At 66.5% G+C, this 17,099-nt stretch carries 2 protein-coding genes; both read right to left on the reverse strand.

Annotated elements, in window-relative coordinates:
* The gene (locus I6F31_RS34345) at positions 1-16,437 is read right to left on the reverse strand and encodes a non-ribosomal peptide synthase/polyketide synthase (protein ID WP_225186884.1); all 16,437 of its coding nucleotides are present in this window, start codon (positions 16,435-16,437) and stop codon (positions 1-3) included.
* On the reverse strand, positions 16,430-17,099 hold a 670-nt coding region (locus I6F31_RS34350), incomplete at its 5' end, for a phosphopantetheine-binding protein (protein WP_225186885.1). The genes I6F31_RS34345 and I6F31_RS34350, both read right to left, overlap by 8 nt.

Consider the following 17,099-nt stretch of genomic DNA (forward strand, 5'->3'; position numbering starts at 1 on the left):
TTACTCCGCTGGCTCCGGGACCGTATCCTGCGCGATCGTCGACGCCTCCGCCGGCACGAGCAGACCGCAGATCTCATCGAGCAGGCCGGCATCCCTCAGGATCGTGAAATGGTTGTCGCCGACGAAGCCGCGATCGACCGCCTTCGGCATCTGCGATTCCAGCCGATCACGCTGTGCCAGACGGGTCGAGGTCCACCAGCAGAGCGGCGTGGCTTCCAGGCCCCGCGGCAGCGCTGTGTTCTGCGCCAGCCTGTTGAGGTGCCGTCCGACTGCGAATGCAGCGGACAAATCATCGGCGCCGAGCGAGGCGTCGTTCGCTCTCACGCTCCTGCTCTGCTCCACAACAGAGGCGACCAGATCGCGGATGCGCTCCGGCGTCTCCGGCAAATCAGCGCGTTTCGCTGCCTCGACCTGCGCCTTGATGCGAGAGGCCGCAGCGCTCGGAAGAACCGCGGACAGCAATCCTGCGAGATCGTCGGCCCAGTGTGCCATCGACTCCTGCCGGTTCGGTCCGTCCGGCTGCCGCGGCACGAAGCTGTCGACCAGCGCGAGACGATCGACGCGCTCACCGCCGCGTTCGAGCTCGGCCGCGACGAGACCGACCAGCAGTCCTCCCAAGGACCAGCCGACCAGGCTATAGGGACCGCGCGGCTGCATCCGCCTGATCTCGGCCGCGTAGTCCACGGCCATGGCTTCGAGGGAGGCGTCGGTCCACGAGGGATCGACCAGCATTCTCGATTGCAGCCCGATCAGCTGCCGGTGCCCTTCGAGGCGGCGCGCCAGCGGCCCGTAGTCGAACACTGTGCCGAAGCCCCCATGCACAGCGAAGACCGGGTTCACGCCGCGAACCGCGGCATTCAGCGGCAGCAGCGCCGATGGCGCGGGTGCGACGGCGGACGCCGCGGTGGCGCTGCCGGCGAGCAAGGCGCGGATCGTCGGCTTCTGAAGCAGATCGCGCAGCTTGATCTCGATCCCGAACGTCTTGTCCTGACGGACCCGCGCCACGACCTTGAGGCACAGGATTGAATTGCCGCCAAGCTCGAAGAAATTGTCGGTGACGCCGACCTGCGGCACCTCCAGGATCTCGGACCACAGGCGCGCCATTGCAATCTCTGCCGGGGTTCGCGGGGGGACGAAGCTCCGCATCGACGCATCGGGAGCCGGCAATGCACGCCGGTCGATCTTGCCGCTCGACAATGTCGGCAACCGCTCCAGCACCACGATCCGAGCCGGCACCATATAGGCCGGCAGGACGAGCTTCAGGAAACCGGTTAAGCGCTCGACCAGCGTCTCGGCCGCATCAGGCGCGGCGTCATCTGCCGCCTTCGGCGCGACATAGGCAATGAGCTGATTTCCGGCTGCACCCGGCATCGCCACCACCGCGGCCTGCGCGATTGCCTCGTGACGGAGCAGTGAGGTCTGGATCTCTCCGAGCTCGATCCGGAAACCGTTGACCTTGACCTGGTCATCGCTGCGGCCGAGATATTCGACGGTGCCGTCCTCGCGCCACCGCGCCAGATCGCCGGTGCGGTACAGCCGCGCTCCCGGGGCCGACGAGAATGGGTCAGGCACGAAGCGCTCTGCGGTCATACCGGCCTTGCCGTGATAGCACCGTGCCAGCCCAAAGCCGCCGAGATAAAGCTCGCCGGCGACGCCGGCGGGAATAATGTCGAGCGCGGCATCGAGAATGTAGGCACGGCGATCTCCGACCGGCACGCCGATCGGCGCGTAGGGCGTGTCGCATTCCGACGCGCCATCGACTTTCCAGACCAGCGGCGTGACGACGGTTTCGGTCGGACCATAACCATTGATCAGAATGCGTGGCTTGAGAACGCGCCTGACCTTGTCGAAGCCCGCCTTCGGCATCGCCTCGCCGCCGAAAGAGTAGAGCTTGACCGGCGGTGGATTGCCGCTCTGCTCGACGCAATCGGCGACCTGCTGGAGGTAGGCCGGCGGCAATCCGATATGGCTGACGCGATGGGCGTGCAGGTTCTCGACGGTCTGTTCCGGCGTCCACAATTCGGCGTCACGCATCAACAGCCGTGCGCCATGCGACAGAACTGTGAGCCAGCGCTCATGAGCGCCGTCGAAGGCCAGCGATAGGAAATGCAGCTCGCAGGAGCTTTCGTCGATCTCGTAGAGGCTGCCCGTGACGCGACAGTGCATCGCCAGCGGACCGTGGGCGACAGCGACGCCCTTCGGCGTCCCCGTCGAGCCCGAGGTGTAAATCAAATAGGCAAGGTTCTCGTGGTGCAGTTCGGGTTGGGGCGGATGGTCGGGTCCCGCGTCGAAATCGAACGTGAGCAGCGAGATTGTTTCAACGCCATCCGGGCTGCCATCGAAATCGAGCCGTCCCGCCAACAGGAACGCGATTGCGGCATCGCGCATGACGAACGCGCGCCGCTCCGAGGGCAGCTCGGGATCGAGTGGAACGTAGGCCCCACCCGCCTTGAGCACGGCCAGCAGCGCAATCATCGTGGCAGCAGTTCGCTCGACCACCACGCCGACGCGCTGCTCGGGCTTGAGCCCCCGGGCGATCAGGTGATGCGCCAGACGGTTGGCCCTGCGCTCGAGGTCTCCGAACGAGAGCACCGAGCTGCCGATGGTCAGCGCCGTCCGCTCCGGGAGACGCCGCGCATGGCTGCTGATCGCCTCATGCACCAGCGGCAGCGGAGCGCTCGACGTCGCGTGCCGATTGCAACGATCCGCAAGGACGGCGTCGAGCTCTGTGAGGGGATGGATGCTACCAAGCAAGGCCGTGGCATCCCGAGTCAGCTCCGCCAGCAAGAGCTCGAACTGCGCCTTGATCTGCGCCGCCTGCGCTGCGGTGAAATGACTCGGCATATAGGTGTATTCGACCTGGAGCGTGTCTTCGACCAGCACCGAGAGGTCCATCGGATAGTTCGTCACGTCGACACTCTTGAGGCCGCTGAACTGCAATGCGCCTGCGCCGCGGTGCATGCTGCGTTCGATCGGATAGTTCTCGAAGACGATGATGCTGTCGAACATGGTCTGACCGGCGCGGCCGGCCCAGCCCTGGATGTCATAGAGCGGCGTGTGCTCGTAGTCCCGGATCGCCGAATTGCGGTCCTGCAGCGCGCGGAGCCATTCTCCGATCGGGCTTTCGGGCGGAATTGTATCGATCACGGGCAGCGTGTTGATGAAGAGCCCGAGCATCTGCTGCGATCCGTCGAGACCGGCCGGACGACCGGCCACGGTTACGCCGAATGTGACTGTGTTCTGGCCCGTATAGCGCTGCAGCAGCAGCGCCCACACGCCCTGGACGACGGTGTTCAGCGTGATCCGTTCGCGGCGCGCGAACGCCTTCAGCTCCGCGGTCGCGGCCTCTCCGAGACGCGTGTAACAGCGTTCGTGGCCGGATGCCTGATGGCGGCGCGCGCCGAAGGCGTCGGCGAGCTGCGTTGGCTGATCAAAGCTCCTGAGTTGTTCACGCCAGAAAGCTTCGGCAGCCTTGGCGTCCTGCGCCTGCAGCCAGGCGATATAGTCGCGGTAGCGCGTCGCGTTCGCGGCAGCAGCGCCGCCGTAATAGCACTCCAGGACTTCTCCGACGAACCTTGCCGAGCTCCAGCCGTCCATCAGGATGTGATGATAGGTCCAGATCAGCCGATACAGGTGGTCCTGGAGGCGCAACAGCCGCACCCGCTGGAGCGGCGGCCTCTGGAGATCGAACTCGGCGGCGCGCTCATCGGCAAGAGCCGCCGCAATTCTTTCATCACTGATCGCCTGCCCTCGCCAGTCCACCTGTGCGAACGGCACGATGGCGTCGCGATAGACGGCTTGCAGCGGGGAGCCGGAGAGCTCACGCCAGAGGAAGCCGGTCCGCAGCATCTGATGACGCGCGCTCACCTCGCGCCACGCTGTGCCGAGCCGTTCCGGGTCGAGGCCCCGGATCTCGACACTGACCTGATTGACATGAACGCCGCTGCCAGCATCGCGCAGGCTGTGAAACAGCATGCCCTGCTGCATCGGCGACAGCGGATAGACGTCCTCGACGCGGCTCCAGTCCAGACCGAGCCGTTCGAGCTGCTCACTGGAGAGTCCCGCCAGCGAGCCACGCTCCGATGCGGGGTCTTCCTTATCGGGCTCGACATCTCGGGACGACGCACTCAGCAGCTCGATGGTTTGATGCCGGAACACGTCGCGCGGCTCGATGAGCACGCCTTCGCGCCGCGCGCGGCTCACCATCTGCAGCGAGATGATGGAATCACCACCGAGCTCGAAAAAATTATCGGTGACGCCGATGTTGGGCTGGCGCAGCAGATCGGCCCAGATCGCGGCCAATGTAACCTCCGCCGGCGTGCGCGGCGCCACATGCTGGGCGGACGCCGCGAGCTGATCCGGCGCCGGCAATGCCTTGCGGTCGATCTTGCCGTTCGGCGTCAGCGGCAGGCGCTCCAGCACCACGATCCGCGCCGGGACCATGTAGTCGGGCAGCACCGGGGACAGCGCCGTTTTGAGCGCCGCCCCATCCAGCGCTTCGCCGCTGACATAGCCGACCAGCTGGCGGCCGGTGCCGGCCTCGCGCGCCACCACCACGGCCGCGCGGACGCTCGGCTGCGCCTGCAGCCGCGCCTCGATCTCGCCGAGCTCGATGCGGAAGCCGCGGATCTTCACCTGGTAATCGGCACGGCCGACATAATCGAGCACGCCGTCGGATCGCCACCGCGCCACGTCGCCGGTGCGGTACAGCCGCGCCCCCGGCGGACCGAACGGATCAGGGATGAAGCGCTCCGCCGTCAGGCCGCCGCGCTGCCAATAGCCGCGGGCGAGCCCGCTCCCGCCGATATAGAGCTCGCCGGCGACGCCGACCGGCGCGAGGTTGAGGTCACCGTCGAGAACGTAAAGCGTGGTGTTGCCGATCGGGCGGCCCAGCAGCGGACGATCATCCATCGCATCGAGCCGATGGCACGCCGACCACACCGTGGTCTCGGTCGGGCCGTACAGGTTCCAGACCTCGCCGGCCTGGGCCACCAGCCGCCGCGCCAGATCCGGCGGCAGCGCCTCGCCGCCGCACAGCACCCGGCAGCTCGCCGGCAGCGCAGGGCCGTCATGATCGAGCAGCATCCGCCAGGTCGACGGCGTTGCCTGGATCAGGGACACGCCATGCCGCTGCACGATCGCCTTGAGCTTGGCAGGATCATGCGCGGCCGCGCGATCCGCCAGCACGACGCAGGCGCCAATCGTCAGCGGCAGCCAGAGCTCAAGCACTGCGATGTCAAAGGACAGCGAGGTCAGGCCAAGCACCCGGTCGGCGGCCGTCATGCCGGGCTGCTCCGCCATGGTCGCGAGGAAGTTTGTCACGGCGTCGTGGCGAACCATCACGCCCTTGGGCAGACCGGTCGAGCCCGAAGTGTAGATCACATAGGCGAGGCTCTCGGCGTGAACGGCGACATCGAGATTGGCGGCATCGCTGCCCTCGCCGTCCTGTCCATCAACGAGCCAGGCTTCTGCGCCAGTCTTCGCCAGTATGTCTGCGAACTGATCGTGCAATCCCTGTTGCGTCAGCACCAGCGCCGCGCCGCTGTCGCGCAGCATGTGCGCCAGCCGCTCCGGCGGGTAATCCGGATCGAGCGGCAGATAGGCCCCGCCGGCCTTCAGCACCGCCAACAGCGCGACCAGCATCTCGACGCTGCGCTCGAGCGCCAGCCCGACCACGATTTCGGTCCCGACGCCGCGATCCCGCAATCGTCGCGCCAGCCGGTTGGCGCGTGCATTCAGCGCAGCGTAACTCAGCCCCACCTCGCCGAACACCAGCGCGATCGCCTGCGGCGACTTCCGGACCTGTGCCTCGAATTGCGCAATGATCCCTTCGCGCGGTTCATCCCGGCGCGTATCGTTCGCCCGTGCAAGCAGGACGTCTTCCGCGGGGTCGCGGGCCGCGATCATCCCGACCGGTCGATCGGCATCCATGCTCAGCGGCTCGATCAGCCGCACAAAGGTTCGCTGCAGCCGTGCGATCTGGGCCTCGTCGAAATATTTGCGCTGATAGTTGAAGACGAGGCGCAGGCGCTCATCGACGCCGATGCTGGCGAACAAAGGATAATTGCTGGTCTCGACGATCCGGGTTTCGCCGACCTGGATCTGCCGGTTCTGTCCGATTAGCGCGCGGTCGACCGGGTAATTCTCGAACACCAGGATGCTGTCGAATAGCGGCCGTCCGGGGCGCCCTGCCAGCCGCTGGATTTCATAGAGCGGCGTCGCGCCGAATTCGCGCAGGGCCAGATTGCGATCCTGCAACTCGTGCAGCCATGATCCAACGGCCTGCTGCGGGCTGACACCGTCGATGACCGGCAACGTGTTGATGAACAGGCCGACCATCTCTTCGGCGCCGGCGAGCTCCGGCGGTCTGCCCGACACGGTGACACCGAAGCAGACCGTGCCCTGCCCGGTATGCTGTCGCAGCAACTGCGCCCATGCCGCCTGCACCAGCGTGTTCATCGTGATCCGCTCGCGCGCCGCGAATTCCTGCAAGCGTCCGGTCAGAGCCGCATCCAGCTCCAGCGCGAGGGTGCCGTGGCCTGACGATTGCGCGCCCGACCGGTCAGCCAGGCTGTCTGCCAGGAAACCCGGCTCGTCAAGTTCTGCCGTCGCATTGCGCCAGAACGCCGCCGAGGCGTCGCTGTCGCGAGCCTTCAGCCACGCGATGTAGTCGCGATAACGGTGATGCAGCGCCGGCAGACGTCCCTCGCCATTATGCTGCATCACCTCGGCGATCAGACGCGCCGAGCTCCATCCGTCGAGCAGGATGTGGTGATGCGTCCAGATCAGCCAATGCCTGTCGGCGCCGAGCCGGATCAGCCGGACCCGCTGCAACGGTGGTCGCGACAGGTCGAACCCGGCGGCCTGCTCCTGCCGCGAAACGTCGGCCAGCGCCGCATCCAGTTGCGCCTGGTCCCACGTCGCACTCCGTGCTCGCCAGTCATCCTCGATAAAGGGCACTTCGGCCCGCCGATAGACGACCTGTTGCGGTGCGCCGGGCAAGTCGCGCCAAATGAATCCCGTCCGCAGCACCGCGTGACGATCGCTGGCTGCCTGCCAGGCGCGGCGCAGCTTTCCGGCTTCCAGCCCACGGATCTCCGCCGCGACCTGGTTGACGTAGAGCCCGCTCTCGCCGTCATGCATCGCATGGAACAACATGCCTTGCTGCATCGGCGACAATGGATAGATGTCCTCGATCTCGCGCCAATCAAGCGCAAGCCTGTCGAGCTCGGTCTGACCCAGCCCCGACAACGCCACGTCCGATGGTGTCAGACCGCAAGCGCCGCCGGTGCAGTGATCGACCAGCTCGCGCAACGCAGCCTCGTACAACGCGGCCAGCCGCTCGACCGTCTCGCGCCGATAGCGCTTGCGGCCGAACCCGAACGATAGAAACAACCGACCATCGCGCACCGTGCCGTTCACGGTCAGCCAGCGTCGCAGCGGGCTCGATGCATCCCGCGATCGGCCGGCGCTTTCCGCTGCCATCTTGAACAGCGCCGCCTCGTCGCCTCCGTCGATCTGGCCGAGATAATTGAACGCAATCTTCGGCTCGCCGGCATGCGATAGCGCCAAACGTTGTTCTTCGGAGCCAAGATAGCGCAATACGCCGTAGCCCAGCCCGCGGCCGGGAATGACGCGAAGCTCCTCCTTCACGGTCTTGATCAATGACGAAGGATCTTCCGAGCCACCGGCCAACCGCACGGGAAAAGCCGTCGTAAACCAGCCGACCGTGCGCGAGAGGTCGAGATCGCCAGCGAGAGGCTCGCGGCCATGCCCCTCCAGCTCGACGAGAACGTCGTCCTGCCCACTCCACTGCCAGACGGCGCGTGCAAGGCCGGCAAGAAGGAGATCATTGATCTGCGTACGATAAGCCGATGGCGCATCCGTCAGCAGGCGCCGCGTCCATTCACTTTCGAATGACAGCAGGACCTCATCGGCATCGGCGATGCGATCGTTGCCCGCGTGGTCCTCGTCGCAGGGAACGTCCGCATTTGCACAGCGGCTGGTCCAGTAGGGTAACTCCGTCGCCAGTTCTGGCGAGGTCGCGTAAGCCCGCAAGCGCTGACCCCACAGCGCGTGAGCATGAGTCTTGGGCGGAAGCGCGGCCGCGGCGTCACCCTTCGCAAGCTGCCTGTAAGCGGACGCGACGTCCTCCAGCAGAATGCGCCATGACATCCCGTCGACCACGAGATGGTGGATCACGATCAGAAAACGCTGGCTGCCATCAGCGACATCGATGCCGACGGCCCGTAACAGCTCCCCGCCGGAGATCGACAGGCTTGCTTGCGCCGACGATGCCAGCGCCGTCACGGCATCGCGGCCGGCCGCCTGCCGGACCCAGAGCAGTTCCTCCGCGCCAACAGCAGCGCCGTGCTCGGCATACCAGCTTCCTTGCTTCTGCTCGAAGCGCAGGCGTAGCGCATCATGATGATCGACCACGGCGGCGAGCGCGCGCCGCATCACGTTCCAGTCGAGGCGCTCTCGCGGATGCAAGAGCACAGCCTGGTTCCAATGATCCCGATTCTCCATGTCCTCAGCAAAGAAGCGGGACTGAATCGGCAAGAGCGGATGCGGGCCGATGACCTGCCCCTGATCGGCGAGCGTCCCCGTGCGCTGCTCGGTCCGCGCCGCGCGCGCCAGAGCTTCGAGCGTCTGATGCTGGAATACGTCGCGGGGCTCGATCAGGTATCCGGCGCGCCGGGCGCGGCTCACCATCTGGAGCGAGATGATGGAATCGCCCCCGAGCTCGAAGAAATTGTCGGTGAGGCCGACGGCCGGCCGGCCGAGCAGCTCGGCCCAGATCGCCGCAAAGGCGATCTCCGCAGGCGTGCGTGGCGCCTGATGATCCGCATGGCCATGGGCCATGTCGGGCGCCGGCAGCGCCTGGCGATCAACCTTGCCGCTCGGCATCAAGGGCAGCCGCTCCAGCACGGCAATTCTCGGCGGCACCATGTAATCCGGCAGGACGGCCGACAGCGCTGTCCGCAGCGCAGCCTCTTCCAACTCCGCCGTGCCGCTGACGTAGCCAACGAGCTGCCGGCCGGCGCCGATCTCTCGCGCCACCACGACCACGGAACGAACACCGGGCTGCTCGAGCAGCCGCGCCTCGATCTCACCGAGCTCGATGCGGAAGCCACGGATCTTGATCCGGTGATCCGCGCGTCCGACATAGTCGATCGCGCCATCAGCGCGCCAACGCGCCAGATCTCCCGACCGATAGAGCCGTTCGCCTTCCTGCCCGAACGGATCGGGAATGAAGCGCTCCGCCGTCAGCTTCTCGCGCCGCCAATAGCCCCGCGCCAAACCGGCCCCGCCGATGAACAACTCGCCGGTCACGCCTGCCGGAACCATGTTCAGATCGGCGTCGAGGATGCGGATCGTCACGCCGGGAATGGGCTGGCCGATCGGCACGCGCGTCCCATCCTCGTCGCGACAGGTCCAATACGTGGCGTTGATGAGAGCCTCGGTCGGACCGTAGCGATTGTCAAACCGCACATGGGGGAACGCCGCACGCACACGCGTCATGAGATCGAGTGACAGCGCCTCGCCGCCAGCAAACAGGCGCCTCAGCGAGGTGCAGCGCGGCGCGCCGGGCTCGGTCACGAAATGCTCGAGCATCTGCGGCACGAAGTGGAGCGTCGTCACGTCGTGGGCGATGACGGCGTCCACCAGGAGTCGCGGCTCGCGATGCGCGCCTGGAGCCGCGATCACGAGCCGCGCGCCGGTTGCGAGCGGCCAAAATATCTCCCAAACCGAGACGTCGAAGCTGAACGGGGTCTTGTGCAGCAAGGTCTCGGCAGGATCGAGACGATACTCCGCCTCCATCCAGTCAAGCCGCGCCGCCAGCGCGCGATGCGAACAGGCCACGCCCTTGGGCACGCCGGTCGAGCCTGATGTGTACATCACATAAGCCAGGCTGTCCGGATGAAGCGCCGGGTCGGGATTGCCGGCAGGCGCGCCGATCCGAGCTTCAGCCTCGCCGTCGATTGTCCAGGCCTCGACGTCCGCATCCGTGATCACAGACGCCAGGTGCGGAAGCAGCCGCTCCTGGGTCAGCACCAGCGCCGTTCCGCTATCACGCAGCATGTGGAGCAGGCGATCGGACGGGTAGTCGGGATCGAGCGGCAGATAGGCGCCTCCGGCCTTCAGCACGGCCAGGACGCCGACGATCAGCTCGATGCTGCGCTCGAGCGCCAAGCCGACCAGCCGGTCGCGACTGATCCCGTGCTCCCGCAACCGCCATGCCAGGCGATTGGCACGCGCGTTCAGCTCGCCATAGCTGATCTGCCGTTCACCGAAGATCAACGCGATCGACGATGGCGAAGCCGCGGCCCGGGCTTCGATCTGCGCGACGATAGTGTCGCCAAGCTTCGGTGCCCGCTCGGCGCTGCCGCCCCAGCCGAGCAATCTCTGCTCCTCATCGGCATCGAGGCTGTCCAGCGCGCCCAGCGGCCGCGAGGCGTCCGCCACGATCCTGGCCAGCAGTTGCGACAGCGAGGCTTGCAGATATCTGATATGATCGTGGTCGAGGCGGCTGCGATCGTAGCGAAAGCCCAGATTGATGCCGTCGGGCTTGGCGAAGACCGCCACCGTCAGCGCATAGTTGGTGATCGAGACCTGCTCGACCCGGCCGAACCGGCGTCCGCTTTCGCTCTCGCCCCGTAGCGCCTGATCGATCGGATAGTTCTCGAACACGAGGATGTTGTCGAACAACGCGCGTCCGGAACGGCCGGCAAGACGCTGGATTTCGTACAGCGGCATCCAGCCGTGATCGCGCAGATCCGTGTTGCGCGCCTGGAGATCGCGCAGCCACGCTCCGATCTCGGTTTGCGGGCTTGCCTGATCGACGACGGGCAGCGTGTTGATGAACAGGCCGACCATCTCCTCGGCCCCGCTGATCTCCGCCGGCCGGCCCGAGACCGTCGCACCGAAACAGACCGCGCGCTGACCGGTGTGGCGGCGCAACAGCTGCGCCCAAGCGCCTTGCACCAGCGTGTTCAGCGTGACGCGCTCGCGCCGCGCAAAGGCTTGCAGGCTTGCCGTCAGGTCGGCCGTGAGCAGCAGGTCCGACGAGCCATGGCCGGAAGCACCGTTGGCCGCAGGTCCTCCCAGCGTGTCCGCTAGGAAGCTGGGCTCGTCCAATTCGGCCAAGGCCGATCGCCAGAACGACGCGGACGCGTCGCGGTCCTGCCTTTGCAGCCACGCGATGTAGTCGCGGTAGCGGCCCTTCACGGCCGATAGTCGCGCACCGCGTTCGTGCTGCAGGATCTCGGCCATCAGACGCGCGGCGCTCCAGCCGTCGAGCAGGATATGGTGATGGGTCCAGATCAGCCAGTGGCGTGCCTCGTCGAGCCGGATCAGCCGGACCCGCTGCAATGGCGCCTGAGACAGATCGAATGCCCTGGTACGTTCGGCTTGCGCAATATCCGCGAGCGCAACCCGCAGCTCCTCCTCTTCCATGGCGGCCGCCCGCGAGCGCCAGTCTTCTTCCTCGAATGGCAAAGGCGCAGAGCGATAGACCACCTGCTGCGCGGCCCCCGACAGCTCGCGCCACGCAAATCCGGTTCGCAACACGGCGTGGCGCGAGCTGATCTCGTGCCAGGCTGCGCGCAGCCTGCCGGCCTCGAGACCACGGACCTCCAGGCCGATCTGGTTGACGTAATTGCCGCTCTCGCCATCACGAAGGGCATGGAACAGCATGCCCTGCTGCATGGGCGACAGCGGATAGATGTCCTCGATCTCGCGGCAGTCGATCGTCGCGACCAGCGCGTCGAGATCAGCCTGCTTGAGGTTCGACAAGGCGAAGTCCGACGGCGTGATGCCGCGGGCGCCGCCCGTGCAATGCGCGACGAGTTCGCGCAAGGAAGCCGCGTAATGCTCGGCGAGACGTTCGATCGTTGCGCGCCGGTAACGCCTGCGGCCATAGCTGAACGACAGGCGCAATTGTCCTTCGCCGACCTGACCGTTGATGCTGACCCAGCGGCCGAGTGGCGCGCTTTCGCTGCGCATCGGCCCCGAGCTCTCGGGCGCGAGGCGGAACGGGGCACTCTCTCCCATGCTGGAATCGAACTGGCCGAGATAGTTGAAGACGATGCGCGGCTCAGGGCGTGTCGCCAGGGCGCTCCGCTGCGCCTCGGTGCCGAGATGGCGCAGGATGCCGTACCCCAGCCCGCGGTTGGGAACGGCCCGAAGCTCCTCCTTGATGGATTTGATCAGAGAGGCATCGTCCTCGGGGCCACCCGACAGCCGCACCGGAAAAGCAGTGGTGAACCAGCCGATGGTGCGGGACACATCGGCGCCCGCAAAGACGTCTTCGCGGCCATGGCCCTCGAGCTCAACGACGACATCCTCAATCCCGCCCCAGCGTGACACCGCTCGCGCAAGTGCCGCCAGCAGGAGATCATTGACCTGGGTGCGGTAGGCGGCCGGGGCTTCCTTCAGCAGCCGCGTGGTCAATCCGGCGTCGAACGCCAGCAGGACTTCATCGCCGTCTGCAACCCGGTCGACCCCGCCATGATCGTCATCGCAGGGAAACGCCACATGCGATCCCCGCTCCAGCCAATAGTCGAGCTCGGCCGCCAGCTCGTCGGTTGCAGCATAGGCCTGCAATCGCGCGCCCCAGGATGCATAAGAGTCGCTCCTCGCCAGTGCGACTGAAGCCGCGCCCTGGCGGAGCTGATCGTACGCCGTCGCAAAGTCTTCGAGCAGCACACGCCATGACACGCCGTCGATGACGAGATGATGCACCACCACCAGAAGCCGCTGGCTGCCGTCCGCGAGATCCATGCCGACCACACGCAACAGCGGCCCGGCCAGCGACAGGCTGGCCTGAGCTTGTGAGGCGACCTTCGTGACTGCGGCGGCATCCTGGAGGTCACCAAGAATCCACAGCAGCTCGGACGTTGGCGGTGTAGCGCCGTACGTCGCGCGCCAACCGCCATCAATCTCCTCGAAGCGCAGGCGCAGGGCCGCATGATGCGCGACAAGAGCGGCAAGCGTGAGCTCGACGAGCTTCCAGTCGAGCCGCGACTTCGGCATCAGCGGGATGGCCTGATTCCAGTGATGACGGTCCCCTGCATCCTCACTGAGGAACCGCAACTGGATCGGCAGCAGCAGGTGCTCGCGGCCGTCGAGATCGATCTCAGCGGCGACGATCTCCGCTTTGTCTTCACTCCGCGCCACGCGCGCCAGATCCTGCAAGGTCTGATGCCGGAAGACGTCACGCGGCTCGATCAGCAGGCCCGCCTGGCGCGCCCGACCGACCAATTGCAGCGAGATGATGGAATCGCCGCCGAGCTCGAAGAAATTGTCGGTGGCGCCGATGACGGGCTGGCCGAGCAGCTCGGCCCAGATCGCAGCGAGCACCGTCTCGGCTGCGGAGCGCGGCGCGACATGCGCGATGGTTGCGGCCGGCATCTCCGGTGCCGGCAGGGCGTCGCGATCGACCTTGCCGTGCGCGGTGAGCGGCAGCCGGTCCAATCGCACGATGCGGGCCGGCACCATGTAGTCGGGCAGCTCATCCGAGAGCGCCGCACGCATCGCCGCTTCGTCGAACGGCCCATCGCCGGCGACATAGCCGACCAGCTGACGGCTGACGCTGGCTTCAAGGGCAACGACCACGGCCGACCGCACGCCGGCCTGCCGCATCAGCCATGCCTCGATCTCGCCGAGCTCGATCCGGAAGCCGCGGATCTTCACCTGATGATCGGTCCGGCCCACATATTCGATGACGCCATCGGCGCGCCACCGCGCCAGATCGCCGGTGCGATACAGCCGCGCGCCCGGCGCGCCAAACGGATCAGGGACGAAGCGGTCGGCCGTCAGCTCGGCGCGCTGCCAGTAACCGCGCGCCAAGCCCTCGCCGCCGATGAACAGTTCACCGGTCACGCCGACCGGGACGATGTTGAGATCATTGTCCAGGATGTAGGCCGAGCGGCGGCCCACCGGGCGACCGATCGGGGCATAATTGCCGTCGATCTCCTCGCTCGCATCGACCTTCCAGACCAGCGGCGTGACCACGGTTTCGGTCGGCCCGTAGCCGTTGATCAATGCCCGCGGCTTGAGCGCGCGCTTGACCTTGTCGAAGCCGGCCTTTGGCATCGCCTCGCCGCCGAACGAGTACAGCTCGACTGGCGGCGGATCGCCACGCCACATCGCGAAATCAGCGAGCTGTTGCAGGTAGGCGGGCGGGAATCCGGCATTGGTGACGCGCTGCCGGCGCAGAACCTCGATAGTCTGTTCGGCGGACCACAGGTCCGCATCCCGCATCACGAGCGCCGCGCCGCAGGTCAGTGCGGTCCAGAGCCGCTCATGGGCGCCATCGAAGGTGAAGGACAGGAAGTGCAGCTCGCGCGAGTGCCGATCCATGTCGTAGAGCCCGGCCGTCACCTCGCAGTGCATGGCGAACGGACCGTGTTCGACCGCGACGCCCTTGGGGATGCCGGTGGAGCCGGAGGTGTAGATCACATAGGCAAGGCTGGTTGGCACCACCGCGATCTCGGGATCGCTTTCGCTCTCCTTGGCGAGATCGATCGCACCGAGCGGAACGACCACAACGCCAGCTGGCGGCGGCGTTAACGCCGAACTATCTGCGTCGACCAGCACGACACGCGCGCCGGCCTCGCGCAGGGTGCCGACCTGTCGTCTGGCCGGATGCTCGGGATCGAGCGGCAGATAGGCTGCACCCGTCTTCAAGATGGCGAGCAGCGCTGTAATGAGGCCTGGCGAACGCCGTGCCGAGACACCGACAAGGTCGTCGCGCCCGACACCGAGGCGGATCAGGTGGTGCGCGAGCCGATTGGCGCGGCGGTTGAGCTCGGCATAGCTGATTTCATCGTCACCGAAGACCAGCGCCGGCGCGTCGGGCGTTTCGGCGGCCAGCCGTGCAACCGTCCGATGCACCGGTGTGAACGATGAGCTTGCCGTTTCGTCGGCGCGATTCCATTGCCGCAACTGCCCCAGTTCCTGTTCGGACAGCAACGCCACATCGGCGATCCCTTGCGCGTCGTCGGCGACCATGGCCTTCAGGGTCGTGGTCCAATGCGCGGCAAGACGCTCGATCGTCGCCGCCTCGAACAGCGCCGCCGCATAGGTAAAGACGGCGCGGATTTCGCCTGACAGCCCCTCCTCGGTATCGAGCGCGAGGTCGAACTTGACGGCATCGACCTCCGTATCGATCGTCTCGATCTGGAGACCGGTCCGATCCGATGGACTAGCCGACGCCCGACGGCGCTGGTGATTGTAGAGCACCTGGAACAGTGAATTCTGACTCAGGCTGCGCGTGGGCCGAAGGATTTCGAGCAGACGTTCGAACGGCAGGTCCTGGTTTTCCTGTGCCTCGACAGTGGCCGCATGAACCGCCGCAATGAAGTCCGCGATCGCCGCGCGGCCGTCGATCTGCGTGCGAAGCACCTGGGTATTGACGAACAGACCGATCACGCCGCGCGCTTCGCCGCGATGCCTGTTGGCGACGGGCACGCCGATGTTGATGTCGGACTGCCCGGTGTAGCGATAGAGCAGCAGCTTGAAGCTCGCCAGCAGGACGGCGAACAGGGTCGTGCGGTGCCGCCGCGCGAGCCCGCGCAAGCCATCGGCTAGCGCCGGGTCGAGCGGGATGCGATGTGCCGATCCCGCCAAATCCGGGACCGCCGGGCGCGGCCGGTCGATCGGCAGCTGGAGCACCGCCGGATCGGCGAGACGCCTGGTCCAGTAGCCGACCTGCCGTTCGCCATCGACCGCACTCATCCAGAGCCGCTGCCATTCGGCGTAGTCGGCATAGTCAATCTCCGGCTCCGGCAGCGCCGGTTCTTCACCGCAAGCGAATGCCGCGTACAGTTTCCAGAACTCGTCAACCAGCACGCCCATCGACCAGCCGTCGGCCACGATATGGTGCAGGCTGACGACGAGGAAGTGATCGCCCTCGTCCAGCGTCAGCAGCGTCGCGCGCATAAGCGGGCCGGCCTCGAGATCGAACGGCAGCGAAGCCTCCTGCCGCGCAAGCTCGCGCGCCTGCCGTTCGCGGTCGTCGCCATCGAGGGCCAGGTGCCGCAATGCGGCCGGCTGCGGAACCTGGATGACTTGTTCGGCCTGCTCCCCTTCCTGCCGAAAGACGGTGCGAAGCGCGCTGTGGCGGGCGACAAGCATATCGAACGCCTGTTGCAATGCGCGTGGTTGCAGCTGGCCGCGCACGCGCACCGTCGCTGATATGTTGTAGGCCGCGCTGGACGGATCCATCCGCCACAGGAACCAGAGGCGCGCTTGCGCAAAGGACAGCGGCGCCCGCTTTCGCCCCTGGCGCACGATCGGCAGCATGGCGAGGTTGACGCCCTTCGCCGCGAGCTGCGACACGAACGCGTGCTGCTTGCCGGAATCGAGACGCATCAAGCGCCGTGAAATGTCGCGCAGCTGCTGCTTTTGCGTGGTTGCCGTGTCACTCATGGGACAGTTCGACTTCCTTCAACAGGTCGAGCATCGCTACGATGTCGTCGCTTCGCTTGTCGATCTCGCTCTCCAGGCCCAGCGCAGCAGCCATGGTTTCAACGGTCGTCAATTCAAACAGACGATTGAGCGGCAGGTCGTGGCCGAGATCCCGCTTGATGCGGCTGACGAGCTGGACCGCGATCAAGGAATCGCCGCCGAGCTCGAAGAAATTGTCGGTGACACCGATATTGGGCTGGCGCAGCAGATCGGCCCAGATCGCGGCCAATGCAGCCTCCGCCGGCGTGCGCGGCGCGATGCGTTCTGACTCCGCGAGCTGATCCGGCGCCGGCAATGCCTTGCGGTCGATCTTGCCGTTCGGCGTCAGCGGCAGACGCTCCAGCACCACGATCCGCGCCGGGACCATGTAGTCGGGCAGCACCGGGGACAGCGCCGTTTTGAGCGCCGCCCCATCCAGCGCTTCGCCGCTGACATAGCCGACCAGCTGGCGGCCGGTGCCGGCCTCGCGCGCCACCACCACGGCCGCGCGGACGCCCGGCTGCGCCTGCAGCCGCGCCTCGATCTCGCCGAGCTCGATGCGGAAGCCGCGGATCTTCACCTGGTAATCGGCACGGCCGACATAATCGAGCACGCCGTCGGATCGCCACCGCGCCACGTCGCCG

It is taken from the genome of Bradyrhizobium sp. NBAIM01 (assembly GCF_020194115.1).
Lineage (GTDB): Bacteria > Pseudomonadota > Alphaproteobacteria > Rhizobiales > Xanthobacteraceae > Bradyrhizobium > Bradyrhizobium yuanmingense.

Excerpts from the sequence above, each read along its gene's own strand:
- I6F31_RS34345 (WP_225186884.1), bottom strand. The coding sequence starts at position 16,437 with ATGAGTGACACGGCAACCACGCAAAAGCAGCAGCTGCGCGACATTTCA.